Below are 15,147 nucleotides of genomic sequence, written 5' to 3'. Positions count from 1 at the left end.
TTACATTCCGAACCCGGAAGTTAAGCCTTCCAGCGCCGATGGTACTGCACTGGGGACGGTGTGGGAGAGTAGGACGCCGCCGGACAATTTTTGTGGGGGGCCACCCTGTTTGGGGTGGCCCTTCATGCTTTTCTGGGGTGATTTGCGCGAGGTGGCCCCTCGCGCTTTTTTCGTATGCGCCGGCGATCACGGGGATGGGCGGACGCCGTACCTCGTCGCGGAGCCCGTACGCTGAGGGACGTGGAATACCGAGCCGTCGAACAGGCGATCATGGCGCGTGGGGTCGAATGGGATTTCGACCCCACCCTCGATCGCATCATCGCGTTGATGGAGCTCCTTGGCGATCCCCAGAAGGCCTATCCGGTCGTCCACATCGCGGGGACCAACGGCAAGACGAGCACCGCCCGCATGGCCGAGGCCCTGCTGCGGGAGCGCAACCTCCGGGTGGGCCGATACACGAGCCCCCATCTCACCTCGATGCGGGAACGGATCTGCGTCGACGGTGAGCCTCTCTCCGAGGAACGGTTCGTCGAGGTCTACCAGGACATCGAGCCGTACCTGGAGATGACGGACGGCAAGATGGGCCGGCTCAGCTTCTTCGAGGTCCTCACCGCCATGGCGTACGCGGCCTTCGCCGACGCGCCCGTCGACATCGCGGTCATCGAGACCGGCATGGGGGGCACCTGGGACGCGACGAACGTCGCCGACGGCGCGGTCGCGGTCATCACGCCGATCTCCCTCGACCACACCGAGTACCTGGGCCCGGACGTCGCCACGATCGCAGGGGAGAAGGCCGGCATCATCAAGCCCGGCGCGACTGCCGTCCTCGCCCAGCAGCCGCTGGAGGCGGCCGAGGTGCTGATGCGGCGCGCCGGCGAGGTGGGGGCGGTCGTCGCCCGTGAAGGGCTCGAGTTCGGAGTGCTGCACCGCGAGCTCGCGCTGGGAGGCCAGCTGCTCCAGCTCAAGGGACTCAAGGGTGTCTACCAAGACGTCTTCCTGCCGCTCTACGGCGCCCACCAGGCCGGCAACGCGGCGGGGGCGCTCGCCGCGGTGGAGGCGCTGACGGCAGGGGACGAGCCGCTCGGCGAGGAGGTCGTGCGGCAGGCATTCGGACAGGTGACGAGCCCGGGACGGCTGGAGGTGGTCAGGAGCGGGCCGACGGTCGTGCTCGACGCGGCCCACAACCCCGCCGGCATGGAGGCGACGGCGGACGCGGTGACCGAGGCCTTCGGCTTCACTCGCTTGATCGCCGTCGTCGCGGTGATGGGCGACAAGGACGTCGACGCGATCCTCGAACTTCTGGAGCCGATCGTCGAGGAGATCGTGGTCACCCGCAACTCCTCGCCCCGCTCCATGCGCCCCGAGGAACTGGCCGCCCGTGCCGAGGCCGTCTTCGGCACCGACCGCGTCCACGTGAGCGACCGGCTCGATGACGCGATCGACGTGGCCGTGGGCCTGGCAGACCAGGGAGACGAGTTCGGGTCCGGGGTGCTCATCACCGGGTCGGTCGTGACCGTGGGCGACGCCCGCGTGCTGCTCGGGGCCGCGAAGTGAGCGGGGGCGTCATGTTCGAGGTGACCCCCGGCATGCGCCGGCTCGGCGCCAGCGTCCTGGCCATGGAGGCTGTCGTCGTCGCGCTGATCACTCCGGTCGCGATCCAGATCAACGACGTGGCGCCGGCGCTCGCGGTCACGGTCGGTCTCGGCTTGGCCGTGCTCTGCGTCGTGGTGACCGCGATGTTGAAGCGGCCGTCCGCCTACATAGCGGGCAGCGTGATCCAGTTACTGGCGATCGCGACCGGAGTGCTGGTCCCCGTGATGTACGTCCTTGGAGTGATCTTCGCCGCGCTTTGGGTGACGGCCATCTTCGTCGCTCGCCGTGTCGAAGGGGCGACTAAGCGCTAAAGTCGGCAACCATGGCCGTCCCTCCCGTTCCACAGACACGGGCCGCCGTGGCGTTCCGCGCCGTCCGGGTCCCCTTACTGCTCGATGTCGTCGTCGGGTTGCTCACCGCGGTGGCGCTGCCGCTCGCGGTCGTCGCCATCCCCAACACGATCTCCGTGGTCGCCGCGCTGCTGCCACCCGGAGTCCAGCCGGTGGAGATGATGCGCGCCCACGGGCTGGCGCTGCCCGCCATGCTGCTCACCGTCCCGCTGGCCGCCCTGGCCGTACGGAGGTTCCGGGCGGCGCCGATCCTGGTGGCCGGCCTGACCCTGCTCGCCCTGGCCGACGGGGCGGGCGGCTACGCCGACACGACGACGCTCGTCGGCGTGCTGCGGGTGCTGCACGGGGTCGGGGCGGGCATGCTCGTGCCGGCGACCCTGGTCGCGGTCGCCGAGCGGCCGAGCCGGAAGATCCTGGTGCCGCTGTGGGCCGGGATGCTTTCGGCGGGCCTGCTGGCCGCCCAGGCCCTCGCCCTGTGGCCGCTCGACGAGGCGAGCTCCTGGCGGCTCACCCTCCAGCCGTACCCGCTGCTCACCGGGGTCGCCCTGGCGCTCGCCGCCGTCTACCTCGTCCTGTGGCTGCTCACGGGTGACGGCACGGAGGACGGGGCCGGCGATCTCACCGACGCGGCCGCGCGCCGGGTGTCTCCCGCCGAGAGAGGGCGCCTGGGGCTGGCGGCGATTCCCGCCGCGGGCATCGCGGTTCTCGCCGTCGGCACCACGTTCGACTGGGCCCCGACGCTCGTGGTCGCGGCGGCCGCCGTCGCCGTGATCGCCATGGTCGGGCTCGGCGCGGTGGCCACCGCCGACGGTCCCGGCGGCCGTTCGATCGCCTTCACGAACGTCGCGGTCGGGCTCGTCGTCCTCCCTACGGCGGCGCAGACGACCTACGTGGAGCTCGGCGGGCTCGGCGGGCCGGGACTCAAGGGACTGTGGCTGCCCTTCCTGGTCGCGGCGGTGGTCGCGGTGGCGGCGGCGATCGTGGCGGGACTTGTGCCTGAGGCGCAGTGCCGCCGAATCACGCTCGCGGGCCTGGTGGCCATCGTCGCCGGGTTGTGCGCCATCCGGCTGCTCGTGCCCGAGCCGGACGGCGCGCCCCTGGTCGTGCCGTTCGCGTTGCTCGCGGCGGGCTCGGCGATCGCCCTGACGAGCGCGCTGCGCCTCGCCGGCGTGGGTTCCGCGCTCCTCGGCCTGTCGCTGTGCTTCCCCGCGGTGCTCGCGGGCTTCCTGCTCGGTACGGGTATCCAGGTCAACCGGCTGCAGGAGGCGACCCGCGCGGCGGACGCGGGCCGGCAGGCGGTGGTCGACGGGTTCATGGACGCGCTGCACCTGTGGGCGCTCGTCGGCGGCTTCGTCGTGGTGGGCATCATGGTGATCAGCTCGATCCTCGCCCGGAGGACAGCGGCGACGGCGGACGGGACGGTGCCGGTGGCCGGCCCGGCGCGTGATGGAGCGCACGACGGCCCTGTGGTCCCCGCGCCGACTCCCTCGCCCGAGGAGGAGGACGGCTCACCAGCCGATCACCGCCGCGACGCGTGAACGACGGTTCGGTCTCATCGGACCGGTAAGCTGCCGGTGCGTTGGAGCTCCCGAGTGTGGCCCGATCGACGGCACGGCGAGCACGACGCCATCCGATCAGACCACACCGCCTCACCATTACAAGGAGACGAATCGTGTCCGAGCGTACGCTTGTCCTGATCAAGCCTGACGGTGTCCGTCGTGGCCTCGTGGGGGACGTCATCGGCCGCATCGAGCGCAAGGGCCTCAAGATCGTGGCGATGGACCTGCGCACGCTCGACGCGGAGACCGCCAAGGCGCACTACGCGGAGCACTCCGAGCGGCCGTTCTTCGGCGAGCTGGTGGAGTTCATCACCTCCGGGCCCCTGGTGGCGCTGGTTCTTGAGGGACCCCGCGCCGTCGAGGCGTTCCGCGGCCTGGCCGGTCTCACCGACCCGGTGAAGTCGGCGCCCGGCACCATCCGCGGAGACCACGCCCTGGAGATCGGCGAGAACGTGGTGCACGGCTCGGACTCGCCGGAGTCCGCCGCCCGTGAGATCAAGATCTTTTTCCCGGACCGCTTCTAGCCCCGGCCCGCAACACGACAGACCCCGGTCCAAACCCGGGGTCTGTCGTGTTTTCCGAGGTGGTGACCGACCTCTGTCCGGGGAACCGGGAATTTTCCCGGGGCGTGGGAGCTCGATGTGCCCAGTCATGAGCACATGCCGTTACGATTCGAGTGCGATGCGTTATCCCGCCAACCCGCTCACCACCTGAAGGAAGGCTTCCTTCCGCATGGGCAGCAAGCTGACATTCCTGGGCCGTGACATGGCCGTTGACCTTGGCACGGCGAACACATTGGTCTACGTGCGAGGGCGCGGCATCGTGCTCAACGAGCCGTCCGTCGTCGCCATCAACGTCACGACAGGCAAGATCGTGGCAGTTGGAATAGAAGCGAAGCGGATGATCGGGCGGACGCCCGGCAACATCGTCGCGATCCGTCCCCTGAGGGACGGAGTGATCGCGGATTTCGATGTGACCGAGCGCATGCTGAGGTATTTCATCCAGAAAGTCCATAAGCGCCGGCACTTCGTCCGGCCTCGGATCATCGTGGCGGTGCCCAGCGGCATCACGGGCGTCGAGCAACGCGCGGTGAAGGAGGCGGGCTATCAGGCCGGAGCGCGGCGCGTCTACATCATCGAGGAGCCGATGGCCGCCGCGATCGGCGCCGGGCTTCCCGTCCACGAACCGACCGGCAACATGGTGGTCGACATCGGGGGCGGTACCACTGAGGTTGCGATCATCTCGATGGGCGGCATCGTGACAAGCCAGTCCATCCGAGTCGCCGGGGACGAACTCGACCAGGCGGTGATGGCCTTCGCCAAGAAGGAGTACTCCCTGATGCTCGGGGAGCGCACGGCGGAGGAAGTCAAGATCGCGATCGGTTCCGCGTGCGCCACGGGTGAGGACTTCCACGCGGAGGTCCGGGGCCGCGACCTCGTCAGCGGCCTGCCCAAGACCGTGGTGATCTCCGCCGAGGAGATCCGCAGGTCGATGGCCGAGCCGGTGAACGTCATCGTCGACGCGGTCAAGTCGACGCTGGACAAGTGCCCGCCGGAGTTGTCGGGCGACCTGATGGACCGGGGCATCGCCCTCACCGGCGGAGGGGCCCTGCTGCGCGGCATGGTGGACCGGCTGCGAGAGGAGACCGGCATGCCGGTGCATCTCGCGGACAACGCGCTCGACTCGGTGGCGCTGGGCTCAGGTAGATGCGTGGAGGACTTCGAGGCCCTCCAGCAGGTGCTCGTGCCGGAGCCCCGCAACTAAGGAGCGGTAATGAGAGACACCCGCCGCGCCCGTCTCGCACTCGGTCTCCTGGTAGCCGCCGCGTTGATCCTCATCACCGTGGACCACCGGTCCGCCGCCCTGCCGGTGATCGGCCCGATCCGCAGTGCCGCCGCCTCGTTCTTCGGCAAGGTCGAGAACGTGAGCGCGGGCATCACCGGGCCGATCACCGGGTTCGTCGGCATGGTCAAGGCGGCGCCTGGGGCCGAGCGCGCGGTCGCCGATCTCCGCAAGGAGAACGCGCGGCTGCGGGGCGAGCTGTCCGCGCAGCGCGTCGACCAGGGCCGCATGGGCAAGCTCGACAAGATGCTCGGGCTCGCGGGCCTCGGCCGTTACCGCGTGGTGCCCGCCCAGGTGGTGGCCCGGCGCTCCGTACCCGGCTTCGAGGACGCGGTGGAGATCGACGCGGGCACCGTCGACGGTGTGCGGCAGGACATGAGCGTGCTGACCGGCGAGGGGCTCGTCGGGAGGGTCGTCCAGGCAGGGCCGGACACCTCCACCGTGGCGCTCCTCACCGATCCCGCCCTGTCGGCGGGGGCGCGCCTGGAGGGCAGCAACGAGATCGGTGTGGTGAGCGGCCTCGGCGAGGAGGGCGGCGGCGAGAACCTGGTCAGGTTCCGCCTGCTCGACTCCTCGGCGCCGCTGGCCGTCGGCCGGCGGATCGTCTCCTTCGGCTCCCAGCAGAGCAAGCCGTACGTGCCCGGGGTGCCGATCGGCATCATCGAGCGGGTCGAGAGCGTCCCGGGGGAGCTCATCAAGACCGCCTACGCCCGGCCGTTCACCGACTTCTCGGCCATCGACGTGGTCGGGGTGATCGTGCAGGCGCCCAAGCGCGACCCGCGCGACTCCGTGCTGCCGCCGGTGCCGCGGCCGGCTCCCACGCCCATGCGGGCCAGAGGGCGTGACCAGCGGCAGAACGAGTGGTGGCTGGGCAGCCCGAGGGTCGAGGCCGGTCCGGGCGACCGTCGCGACGCTCGCGAGCGCGGCGACGCGCGCCGCCGGGCGGACGAGCCGCGTGATCAGACCGGTGAACCCGCCACCGAGGGACGGGAGACCGGCGGCGAGGCACGCGTGCGTCCCGGCCGGGCGGCCGGCGGCGCGGAGATGCCCGGTCGTGCCGCGCCGGCGGCTCGCCCGGCGGAGGAGCGTCCCGGCCGCCGGCCGGTAGCGCACGCCGCGGCGCCCGCTCCGGAGACGCGCGGGGCCGCCGCACGCGGCGCCTCCGGCCGGGCGGCAGCCGGTAACGCCGCGACGGGCCATGCCACGGGTCACGCCGCCGCCGGTCACGCTGGGGCCGGCCGTATCGCCCCGGACTCGCGAGCCGTCGCCGCACGGCCCGATGCCCCGCCGGCGCACCGGCCCCGCGAGCGCGACGGAGGGAACTGATCCGCATGCTCCGGAACCTGACCGCCGGGCTCCTGCTGCTGCTCGCGCTGGTGCTGCAGGTGAGTCTGCTGAACCGGTTGCTCGGCTCGTTCGCGCCTGACGTGGTGCTGCTGACGGTGGTCGCCCTCGCGGCGACGAGGGGGCCGGCGGCGGGAGCCGTGATCGGCTTCTGCGGCGGGCTCGCCTACGACATGCTGCCTCCCGCCAATCACACGCTGGGGCAGTACGCGCTGGTCATGTGCGCCCTGGGATATCTCGCGGGGCGGGCCGGCGAGCGGGCGCCCCTGGTCATCGTGGCGGTCTGCGCCGTGATCGCGCCGGGACTGGTCGAGGGAATCGGAGCGCTTCTCGGCAGCCCCGGACTCACCTGGCCTGTCATCAGGACCGTGTGGCTCCGGAGCGCCGTGTGCAATCTCGTGGCCGCCCCGGCGGTGTTCTGGGTGGTGAACGCCCTGAGCCGGCAGCGCAGGCGCGGCGGCGGAAACGAGCTCGTGACGAGCTGGAGACGGGGGACGGCATGACTCGGTTGCGGGCGCGGCTGTTGCTTTTGCAGGTGATGGTCATCGCGATGATCGTGGTGCTGGTGGTCCGGTTGTGGCAGGTGCAGGTGGTGCAGGGGGCCAAGTTCGTCACGGTGGCCACCGAGACGCGCACCCGGGAGGTCAGGGTGCCCGCCCTGCGCGGGATGATCCTCGACGCCACGGGCCGGCCGCTGGTCCGCAACCGCAGCACACTGGTGGTGTCGGTCGACCGGTCCCGGTTCGAGCGAATGCCGGACGGCGGCGACGCGGTGCTGCGGCGGCTCTCCGCGGTGCTGAAGATCCCGGTCGACAAGCTGAAGCAGAAGATCCGGGCCTGCGGTCCCGGCGTCACACGCCCGTGCTGGCCCGGATCGCCGTACACGCCCGTCCCGGTCGCGGACCGGGTGAGCAACCGGGCGGCGCTGCAGATCCTGGAGCGCCAGGAGGACTTCCCCGGCGTGACGGCCGAGTTGCAGGCGGTCCGCGAGTATCCGAACGGCAGGGACGCCGCCCAGGTGCTCGGCTACCTCCAGCCGGTCACGCAGAGTGAGCTGGAGAAGCGCGAGGGCCTCAAGGCCAGCTACTCCGGCGTCGACCTCGTCGGCCGGGACGGCCTGGAGGAGGTGTACGACTCCGCGTTGCGCGGCAGCCCCGGCCTGCGCCGGGTCCAGGTCGACCGGATGGGCAAGGTCGTCGCGGTGCAGCAGCAGACCACGCCGGCGCCCGGCGAGATCCTCGTCACCAGCATCGACGCCCGGGTGCAGGCGGTCGTGGAGAAGTCGCTGGCCCAGGCCATGGCGGAGGCCCCGCAGTCCGACGGCGCCGCCGCAGTGGTCCTCGACGTGAAGACCGGCCGGGTGGTCGCGATGGCCAGCAGGCCGACGTACGACCCCAAGGTCTGGACCGGCGGCATCACGGAGAAGGAATACCAGCGGCTGCTGTCGGAGAAGTCAGGGAAGCCGCTGATCTCGCGGGCGCTGAAGGGCGAATACGCGCCGGGATCCACCTTCAAGATCAGCTCCGCCTCCGCGATGATCGCGGATGGCGAGCCGCTGCACGGCACGTACCAGTGCCCCAGTTCCTACAACGTGGGCGGCCGGGCCTTCGGCAACGCCGGCGGCATGGCCCTGGGTTCGATCTCCCTGCACGAGGCGCTGGTGAAGTCGTGCGACACCGTCTTCTACCGGGCGGGCTACGAGGAGTGGCTGCGCGACGGCGGCAACACCCCGAAGACGAAGACCAAGGAGCCGATGGCCAACATGGCCCGCGCGTACGGATTCGGGCAGCCGACCGGCATCGACCTGCCCGGCGACTCGCCCGGCCGGATCCCCGACCGCACCTGGAAGCGGAACCTGTGGAACTCCACGAAGGACTCCATGTGCCGGCGGGCCAAGACCGGCTACCCCGAGCTGAAGGACGAGGCCCGCGCCGCGTTCTCCAAGCGCCTGGCGCACGAGAACTGCCTGGAGGGCTTCCTGTTCCACGCCTACGAGGCGGCGAACTTCTCCATCGGCCAGGGTGACGTGCTGGTCACGCCGTTGCAGCTGGCCCGGGCGTACGCCGCGCTCGTCGGCGACGGCAACGTGCGCAGCCCGCGTGTCGGATGGGCACTGGTCAAGCCCGACGGCACCCTCGTCAAGGAGATCCCGGTGCCGATCGTGAGCCACCTGCCGGTCAGCGACGAGACCCGCGACTACATCCGCAAGGCCCTCAGCGAGGTGCCGTCGGACGGCACGGCGGCCGGCGCGTTCCGCGGCTTCCCGATGAACGTGGTCAAGATCGGCGGCAAGACCGGTACGGCCGAGGTCTGGGGCAAGGGCGACACCTCCTGGTTCGCCTCGTTCGCGCCCGCGGACAAGCCCCGCCTGGTGACCGTGGTCATGGTGTCGCAGGGCGGCTTCGGCGCCGAGAGCGCGGCCCCCGCCGTACGGCGGATCTGGGAGGGCATCTACGGCATCGGCAAGAGTGAGAACAGCAAGCCGGTCAAGCCCGCGCTCCCGGACGGTCACCCGGCCGACCGGCTGCCGGTGATCCGGCAGGACGGGACTGTCCAGTAAGGGGGATCGGCCGTGTCTGACGCGATGCGGGTGGGGCGGCGGTCGTTCGCCAAGCGGGCGGTCGGCCCGGGAGCCGCCGTCTGGAGGATGGACGGGGTGCTGCTCGCCGCGGTGGTCGCGCTCAGCGTGATCGGGACGCTCCTGGTGTGGTCGTCGACCCGCACCTGGTCGTCGGCGGAACCCACCGGACTGGCGAAGAAGCACGTGCTCAACCTGTGCATCGGGCTCGCCCTCTACAGCGTGGTCGCGGTGTCCGACTACCGGTGGCTGCGGACCTACGCGCCGGTCCTGTACGGCGTCGCGATCCTGGGACTGCTGCTGGTCATCACGCCGATGGGGTCGACGATCAACGGCCACCACTCGTGGATCATGCTCGGCGGCGGCTTCGCCGTGCAGCCCGCCGAGCTGGCCAAGCCGGCGCTCGTGGTGATGATGGCCCGGCTGCTCGCCCGGCCGGCGGAGGGGAAGGACCGGCCGCGGCCCGTCGACATCCTGCTGTGCCTGGCCGTCTCCGGTGTGGCCGCGATCCTGGTCATGATGCAGCCCGACCTCGGCACCACGATGGTGCTCATGGCGATCACGGCCGGGGTCATCGTGTTCGCCGGGATCCGTAAGCGCTGGGTGCTGGCCGGGCTGGTGCTGGCCGCCCTCGCGGCCGCGGCCGTGTGGTCGCTCGGGCTGATGAAGCCCTACCAGGTGGCCCGGTTCACCGCGCTGATCGACCCGTCCAGTGATCCACGAGGGGTGGGTTACAACAGCACCCAGGCCCTGGTCGCGATCGGGTCGGGCGAGGTGTTCGGCAAGGGGCTGTTCCACGGAGGCCAGACGACCGGCCGGTTCGTGCCGGAGCAGCACACCGACTTCATCTTCACCGTGGCCGGCGAGGAGCTCGGTTTCGTGGGCACCGTCACCGTGGTCGCGCTGCTCGGTGTGGTTCTGCTGCGCGGTGTGCGGATCGCCCGGATGTGCGAGGACCGGTTCGCCGCCCTGGTCGCGGGGGGAATCGTCGCCTGGATGGCCTTCCAGACGCTCGTCAACGTCGGCATGACCATCGGCATCATGCCGATCACCGGTGTGCCGCTGCCCTTCGTCTCGTACGGAGGAACGGCGACGTTCGCCAACATGATCGCCGTCGGGGCGTTGCAGGCCATCCACCTGCGGCGGCCGTTCGCCTCCTGAGACTCGCCTCCCGAGACGCCCGCCGGGCGGGGCCGCCGCATGAGCGCGACTCGCATGGTCCCGGATCTTCGCTCTCACTGGCGCCCGCACGCGCAGGAGAACACGATGGGAACAGAATCGGTTCGGGGGCTGAACAGACCCTTACGGAGGAACGGTGACTCCGGACGACGAGACACGCGAGCGTGAGCATGCTCTTGAGCTGCTGAGGACCGCGTTCCCGGACTATCGGATCGTGTACGGCGGCGGCCGCTGGGCCGCCGCGGCGGCGGGCGACCCGCCGAAGGTATGGTTCGCCGAAACGCCGAGCAGCCTGTGTGGCCAGCTCTTCCTGGCTCAGCTCAGGAGCGGGGGAACGATCGTTCCCCTCCGCGGGAAGGAGAGCAACTCGCAGTGCGCGGGGTGACCGGATCGTGACGTTCAGGGCGCTAGCGTGCCGGTGTCACCCCATGGAGAGCCGATGACAATTCCCCCACGCGGCGGCGACCGATCCGCCATCCAGATCGCGGCGACCATCCGCGAGCGGACGCTGGCCGGACTGGGCGAGCCGCCCACGACGAGCGTGCTGCACCAGATCGCCGAGGAGATCCACGTCTGCTGCCCCCGGCTGTCGCGCTTCAAGTGCCTGCGGCTGGCCCAGGGGTGGACGGTCGAGGAGGCGATCGAGCGTTTCCACGCCATGTGCGACCGCGAGCAGATCAAGCGCAGGGGGCTGACGGAGCGGTCCTGGCGTGAGTGGGAGGCGGGGGCCCGGCCCGACCGCGACTACACCGACCTGCTGTGCCGGCTGTTCGAGACGGGTCCGGTGCAGCTCGGGTTCGCCCGCGACTACACGCCCGAGGAGGCGCGCCAGCCCAGGACGGCCACGCCTGACCTGATCACCAGGGCCGCCCGCGAGGCCAGCGAGCACGCCGAGCGGGTGGAGGCCAGCGAGATCGGCGACAGCGCCATCGAACGGCTGCGGACCCAGGTCATGTGGGTGTCGAGGCGGTACGTCTGGGAGGCGCCGCTGCCGTTGTTCGTCGAGATGCGGGCGTTGCAGGAGCAGACCCGCCGGGCGCTCGAACGGCGCATCCACCCGACGCAGGCCGGGGAGCTGTACTTCCTCACCGGCGCCCTGTGCGGGCTGATGGCGAACGCCAGCATGGACATGGGACGGCGGGTGCCCGCCGACACCCTGGCCCGGGCGGCCTGGACATACGGGCGGATCTCCGGGAACCAGCCCCTGATGGGCTGGGCCCGGGGCATGCAGGCGTCGGTCGCCCTGTGGGACAAGCGGTACGAGGACGCGGCCGGATACGCGGAGGACGGCCTGACCCACCTGAGGGCCGGTCAGGGCGCCGCCCGGCTGCACATGCTCCGCGCCCGCGCCGGGGCGATGCTCGGCTGGACCAGGCAGGCCGCGGACGAGATCTCCAAGGCCCTGGACGCGCGGGGATCGGGCTCGGGAGACGAGTTGCACGACGGGTTCGCCGGCGAGTTCGCCTTCCGGCAGGCCAAACAGGCGTACTACACGGCCGTCACCCACCTGCACCTCGGGCAGTCCGCGCAGGCCATCGAACAGGCCCGCGGCGCGCTCGCCCTGTACGCGGGAGAGGACCGGCAGAACCGGTCGTACGGCTGCGAGGCGATGGCCGGGGCGCATCTCGTCGTGGCGCATCTCATGGAGGACGACGTCGACGGCGCGGAGAAGGCCCTGGCCCCGCTGCTCGAACTGCCGCCGGAACGCAGGATCGACAGCCTCGCCGAGACCCTGCAGGCGACCCGTCCGTCGCTCACCGGTCCGATCGCGAACCGGCTCGAAGGCTTCTGCGCCGTCGGGCTGCCCGAGTCCGCGGCGCGGGCGCTGCCCGAAGGAGGCCGAGGATGACGGTGTCGATCGCGGCGGGCGTGCCCGCCGCCCTCGCCGAGGCCTGCCGCCAGGCCGGCCTGAGCAGCACCGGCGCGCGGCTGCTGCGCAGCGTCGCGAACGTGGTCTACCACCTGCCCACCGAGGGGGTCGTCGTGCGCCTCGCCGAGGCCACGACGCCCGGCAAGCTCGACCGTCTCGTCACCTCGCTCAAGGTCACCCGGTGGCTGCACGAGCAGGGCTTCCCGGTCATCCGGCCGCTCGACGTCCGCCAGCCGATCGCGGCCGAGGGCTGCCTGGCGACCTTCTGGTACTACGAGGAGGGCGGGCCGTCCGGCGGCGCCGAGCACGACCCCGCCCCGCTCGGCGTCCTGCTCCGCTGGCTGCACGCGCTGCCGTCCGTGCCCTTCGCGCTCCCGACGTACGACCCGTTCGGCGGGATCCGCCGGGCCGTCCACGCGAGCCTGGTGATCGGCGACGACGAGCGGACCTGGCTGCTGGACCGCTGCGCCGGCCTGGAGGAGACCTACTACGAGCGGCTCGACTTCGCCCTGCCGTACGGGCTGATCCACGGCGACGCGCACCGCGGCAACCTGATCCGCACGCCGGAGCGGCTGCTGCTGTGCGACTGGGACTCGGTCAGCGCGGGTCCGCGCGAGATCGACCTGGTGCCGACGCTGCAGGGGGTCAGGTTCGGGCTGTCGGAGGAGCAGCGGTCGGGGTTCGTCCGCGCCTACGGCGGTGACATCAGGCGGTGGCCGGGATATCCGGTGCTCAGGGACATCCGGGAGCTCCAGACCCTGACCGCCGTGCTGCGCAACGCCCACCGCGACCCGGCCGCCGAGGAGGAGCTGCGGCACCGCCTCGCCTCTCTGCGCGCCGGGGACGACCGGACCTGGCACCCCGTCTAGAGCCGATACCCTGGACCCATGTCTGCCGAGTCGTTGTTTCCCCGCCTGGAGCCGCTGCTGCCGAGGGTGCAGAAGCCGATCCAGTACGTCGGGGGTGAGCTGAACTCGACGGTCAAGGACTGGGACGAGGCGACGGTCCGGTGGGCTCTGATGTACCCGGACGCCTACGAGGTGGGCCTGCCCAACCAGGGCGTGCAGATCCTCTACGAGATCCTCAACGAGCTGCCGGAGACGCTGGCGGAGCGCACGTACGCCGTGTGGCCCGACCTCGAGGCGCTCATGCGGTCCGAGGGCGTCCCGCAGTTCACCGTCGACGCCCACCGGCCGGTGCGCGCCTTCGACGTCCTGGGGGTGTCGTTCGCCACCGAGCTCGGCTACACCAACCTGCTGACCGCGCTCGACCTGGCGGGGATCCCTCTGCCGGCCGCCGAGCGGACCGAGGACGACCCGATCGTGCTGGCCGGCGGCCACGCCGCGTTCAACCCCGAGCCCATCGCGGAGTTCCTCGACGCCGCCGTGCTCGGCGACGGCGAGCAGATCGCGATCGCGATCACCGAGGTCATCCGGGAGTGGAAGGACGAGGGGTCGCCGGGGGGCCGCGACGAGCTGCTCATGCGCCTCGCCGAGAGCGGCGGGGTGTACGTCCCGAAGTTCTACGACGTCGAGTATCACCCGGACGGCCGCATCAGGCGCGTCGTCCCCAACCGCGCGGGCGTGCCCTCGCGGGTGTTCAAGCACACGGTCATGGATCTGGACGAGTGGCCGTACCCGAAGAAGCCTCTGGTCCCGCTCGCGGAGACCGTCCACGAGCGGTTCAGCGTGGAGATCTTCCGGGGCTGCACCCGAGGCTGCCGCTTCTGCCAGGCCGGTATGATCACCCGCCCGGTGCGGGAGCGGTCGATCACCACGATCGGCGACATGGTCGAGGCGGGCATACGGGAGTCCGGCTTCAACGAGGTCGGCCTGCTGTCGCTGTCGAGCGCGGACCACTCCGAGATCGGTGACGTCACCAGGGGGCTGGCCGACCGTTACGAGGGCAGCCAGGTCGGGCTGTCGCTGCCGTCGACCCGGGTCGACGCGTTCAACATCGACCTGGCGAACGAGCTGTCACGCAACGGCCGCCGCTCGGGGCTCACGTTCGCTCCCGAGGGCGGGTCCGAGCGGATGCGCAAGGTGATCAACAAGATGGTCACCGAGGAAGATCTGATCCGCACCGTCACCACGGCCTACGGCCAGGGCTGGCGGCAGGTGAAGCTCTACTTCATGTGCGGGCTGCCCACCGAGGAGGACGTGGACGTCCTCGGCATCGCCGACCTGGCCATGAAGGTCGTCAAGGCGGGCCGCGAGGCGACCGGCTCCAGGGACGTCCGGTGCACGGTCTCGATCGGCGGATTCGTGCCCAAGCCGCACACGCCGTTCCAGTGGGCCGCCCAGTGCGACCACGAGACGGTCGACCGGCGGCTGCGCGAGCTGCGCGACGCCCTGCGCGGGGACAAGGAGTACGGCAGGGCGATCGGCTACCGCTACCACGACGGCAAGCCGTCCATTGTGGAGGGCCTGCTGTCGCGCGGCGACCGCCGCGTGAGCAAGGTCGTCCGGGCGGTGTGGGAGGACGGCGGCCGTTTCGACGGCTGGAGTGAGCACTTCTCCTACGAGCGCTGGATGGCGGCCGCCGAGCGCGCCCTCGCGGGCGAGCCGGTGGACGTCGACTGGTACACCACGCGCGAGCGTGACGAGCACGAGGTGCTCCCCTGGGACCACCTCGACGCCGGCCTCGACCGCGAGTGGCTCTGGCAGGACTGGCAGGACGCGCTGAACTCCGGCGAGGTCGAGGACTGCCGCTGGACGCCCTGCTACGACTGCGGCGTCTGCCCCACCATGGGCACGGAGATCCAGATCGGTCCCACCGGGAAGAAGCTGCTGCCCCTCACCGTCATCTGACCCGGGTACGGCCCGCCAACCT

Annotated in this window: 13 protein-coding genes and 1 rRNA gene; all 14 read left to right on the top strand. The window is 71.1% G+C overall.

The window, feature by feature from the left end; all coding sequences use genetic code 11:
* Positions 1-85, top strand: a 5S ribosomal RNA gene (gene rrf, locus JOL79_RS23195); the annotation flags it as partial.
* A gap of 185 nt (positions 86-270) precedes the next feature.
* Positions 271-1,554: a bifunctional folylpolyglutamate synthase/dihydrofolate synthase gene (locus JOL79_RS23190; protein WP_210158004.1), complete on the top strand. Its 1,284-nt coding sequence runs from the start codon at positions 271-273 to the stop codon at positions 1,552-1,554.
* 11 nt (positions 1,555-1,565) lie between these two features.
* On the top strand, positions 1,566-1,904 hold the full coding sequence (locus tag JOL79_RS23185) for a DUF4233 domain-containing protein (RefSeq protein ID WP_210157986.1): 339 nt from the start codon (positions 1,566-1,568) through the stop codon (positions 1,902-1,904).
* Between the two features lie 11 nt (positions 1,905-1,915).
* Positions 1,916-3,481, top strand: a complete 1,566-nt coding sequence (locus tag JOL79_RS23180; protein WP_210157985.1) for a hypothetical protein — start codon at positions 1,916-1,918, stop codon at positions 3,479-3,481.
* Between the two features lie 134 nt (positions 3,482-3,615).
* Complete coding sequence (gene ndk, locus JOL79_RS23175) at positions 3,616-4,026, top strand: nucleoside-diphosphate kinase (RefSeq protein ID WP_210157984.1); 411 nt, start codon at positions 3,616-3,618, stop codon at positions 4,024-4,026.
* A 208-nt stretch (positions 4,027-4,234) separates the two neighbouring features.
* Positions 4,235-5,266, top strand: coding sequence for a rod shape-determining protein (locus JOL79_RS23170; protein ID WP_210157983.1), 1,032 nt, complete (start codon positions 4,235-4,237; stop codon positions 5,264-5,266).
* Positions 5,267-5,275: 9 nt separating this feature from the next.
* Positions 5,276-6,670 carry a rod shape-determining protein MreC gene (gene mreC / locus JOL79_RS23165; protein ID WP_210157982.1) on the top strand — a complete coding sequence of 465 codons (1,395 nt, stop codon included), beginning with the start codon at positions 5,276-5,278 and terminating at the stop codon, positions 6,668-6,670.
* A gap of 5 nt (positions 6,671-6,675) precedes the next feature.
* Complete coding sequence (mreD, locus tag JOL79_RS23160) at positions 6,676-7,191, top strand: rod shape-determining protein MreD (protein ID WP_210157981.1); 516 nt, start codon at positions 6,676-6,678, stop codon at positions 7,189-7,191.
* Complete coding sequence (gene mrdA / locus JOL79_RS23155) at positions 7,188-9,248, top strand: penicillin-binding protein 2 (protein ID WP_210157980.1); 2,061 nt, start codon at positions 7,188-7,190, stop codon at positions 9,246-9,248. The genes mreD and mrdA overlap by 4 nt, the downstream gene beginning before the upstream one ends.
* A gap of 12 nt (positions 9,249-9,260) precedes the next feature.
* Positions 9,261-10,427: a rod shape-determining protein RodA gene (gene rodA, locus JOL79_RS23150; RefSeq protein ID WP_307848680.1), complete on the top strand. Its 1,167-nt coding sequence runs from the start codon at positions 9,261-9,263 to the stop codon at positions 10,425-10,427.
* Between the two features lie 154 nt (positions 10,428-10,581).
* Complete coding sequence (locus JOL79_RS23145) at positions 10,582-10,830, top strand: hypothetical protein (RefSeq protein ID WP_210157979.1); 249 nt, start codon at positions 10,582-10,584, stop codon at positions 10,828-10,830.
* Between the two features lie 54 nt (positions 10,831-10,884).
* Positions 10,885-12,294, top strand: coding sequence for an NsdA family TPR-like regulatory protein (locus tag JOL79_RS23140; protein ID WP_210157978.1), 1,410 nt, complete (start codon positions 10,885-10,887; stop codon positions 12,292-12,294).
* Positions 12,291-13,184 carry a phosphotransferase family protein gene (locus JOL79_RS23135; protein ID WP_210157977.1) on the top strand — a complete coding sequence of 298 codons (894 nt, stop codon included), beginning with the start codon at positions 12,291-12,293 and terminating at the stop codon, positions 13,182-13,184. The genes JOL79_RS23140 and JOL79_RS23135 overlap by 4 nt, the downstream gene beginning before the upstream one ends.
* An 18-nt stretch (positions 13,185-13,202) precedes the next feature.
* Positions 13,203-15,125: a TIGR03960 family B12-binding radical SAM protein gene (locus JOL79_RS23130; protein WP_210157976.1), complete on the top strand. Its 1,923-nt coding sequence runs from the start codon at positions 13,203-13,205 to the stop codon at positions 15,123-15,125.
* Positions 15,126-15,147: the final 22 nt, after the last annotated feature.

Origin of the sequence: Microbispora oryzae (assembly GCF_017896165.1) — a bacterium.
Classification (GTDB): domain Bacteria; phylum Actinomycetota; class Actinomycetes; order Streptosporangiales; family Streptosporangiaceae; genus Microbispora; species Microbispora oryzae.
Note: the sequence above shows the minus strand (reverse complement) of the source record. Positions and strands in the feature narration are given on the sequence as shown.

Bases quoted from the DNA above. Each gene is read 5' to 3' on its own strand.
- JOL79_RS23190 (WP_210158004.1), top strand. From the start codon at position 271: ATGGCGCGTGGGGTCGAATGGGATTTCGACCCCACCCTCGATCGCATC.
- JOL79_RS23185 (WP_210157986.1), top strand. From the start codon at position 1,566: ATGTTCGAGGTGACCCCCGGCATGCGCCGGCTCGGCGCCAGCGTCCTG.
- JOL79_RS23180 (WP_210157985.1), top strand. From the start codon at position 1,916: ATGGCCGTCCCTCCCGTTCCACAGACACGGGCCGCCGTGGCGTTCCGC.
- JOL79_RS23170 (WP_210157983.1), top strand. From the start codon at position 4,235: ATGGGCAGCAAGCTGACATTCCTGGGCCGTGACATGGCCGTTGACCTT.
- mreC (WP_210157982.1), top strand. From the start codon at position 5,276: ATGAGAGACACCCGCCGCGCCCGTCTCGCACTCGGTCTCCTGGTAGCC.
- mreD (WP_210157981.1), top strand. From the start codon at position 6,676: ATGCTCCGGAACCTGACCGCCGGGCTCCTGCTGCTGCTCGCGCTGGTG.
- mrdA (WP_210157980.1), top strand. From the start codon at position 7,188: ATGACTCGGTTGCGGGCGCGGCTGTTGCTTTTGCAGGTGATGGTCATC.
- JOL79_RS23140 (WP_210157978.1), top strand. From the start codon at position 10,885: ATGACAATTCCCCCACGCGGCGGCGACCGATCCGCCATCCAGATCGCG.
- JOL79_RS23135 (WP_210157977.1), top strand. From the start codon at position 12,291: ATGACGGTGTCGATCGCGGCGGGCGTGCCCGCCGCCCTCGCCGAGGCC.
- JOL79_RS23130 (WP_210157976.1), top strand. From the start codon at position 13,203: ATGTCTGCCGAGTCGTTGTTTCCCCGCCTGGAGCCGCTGCTGCCGAGG.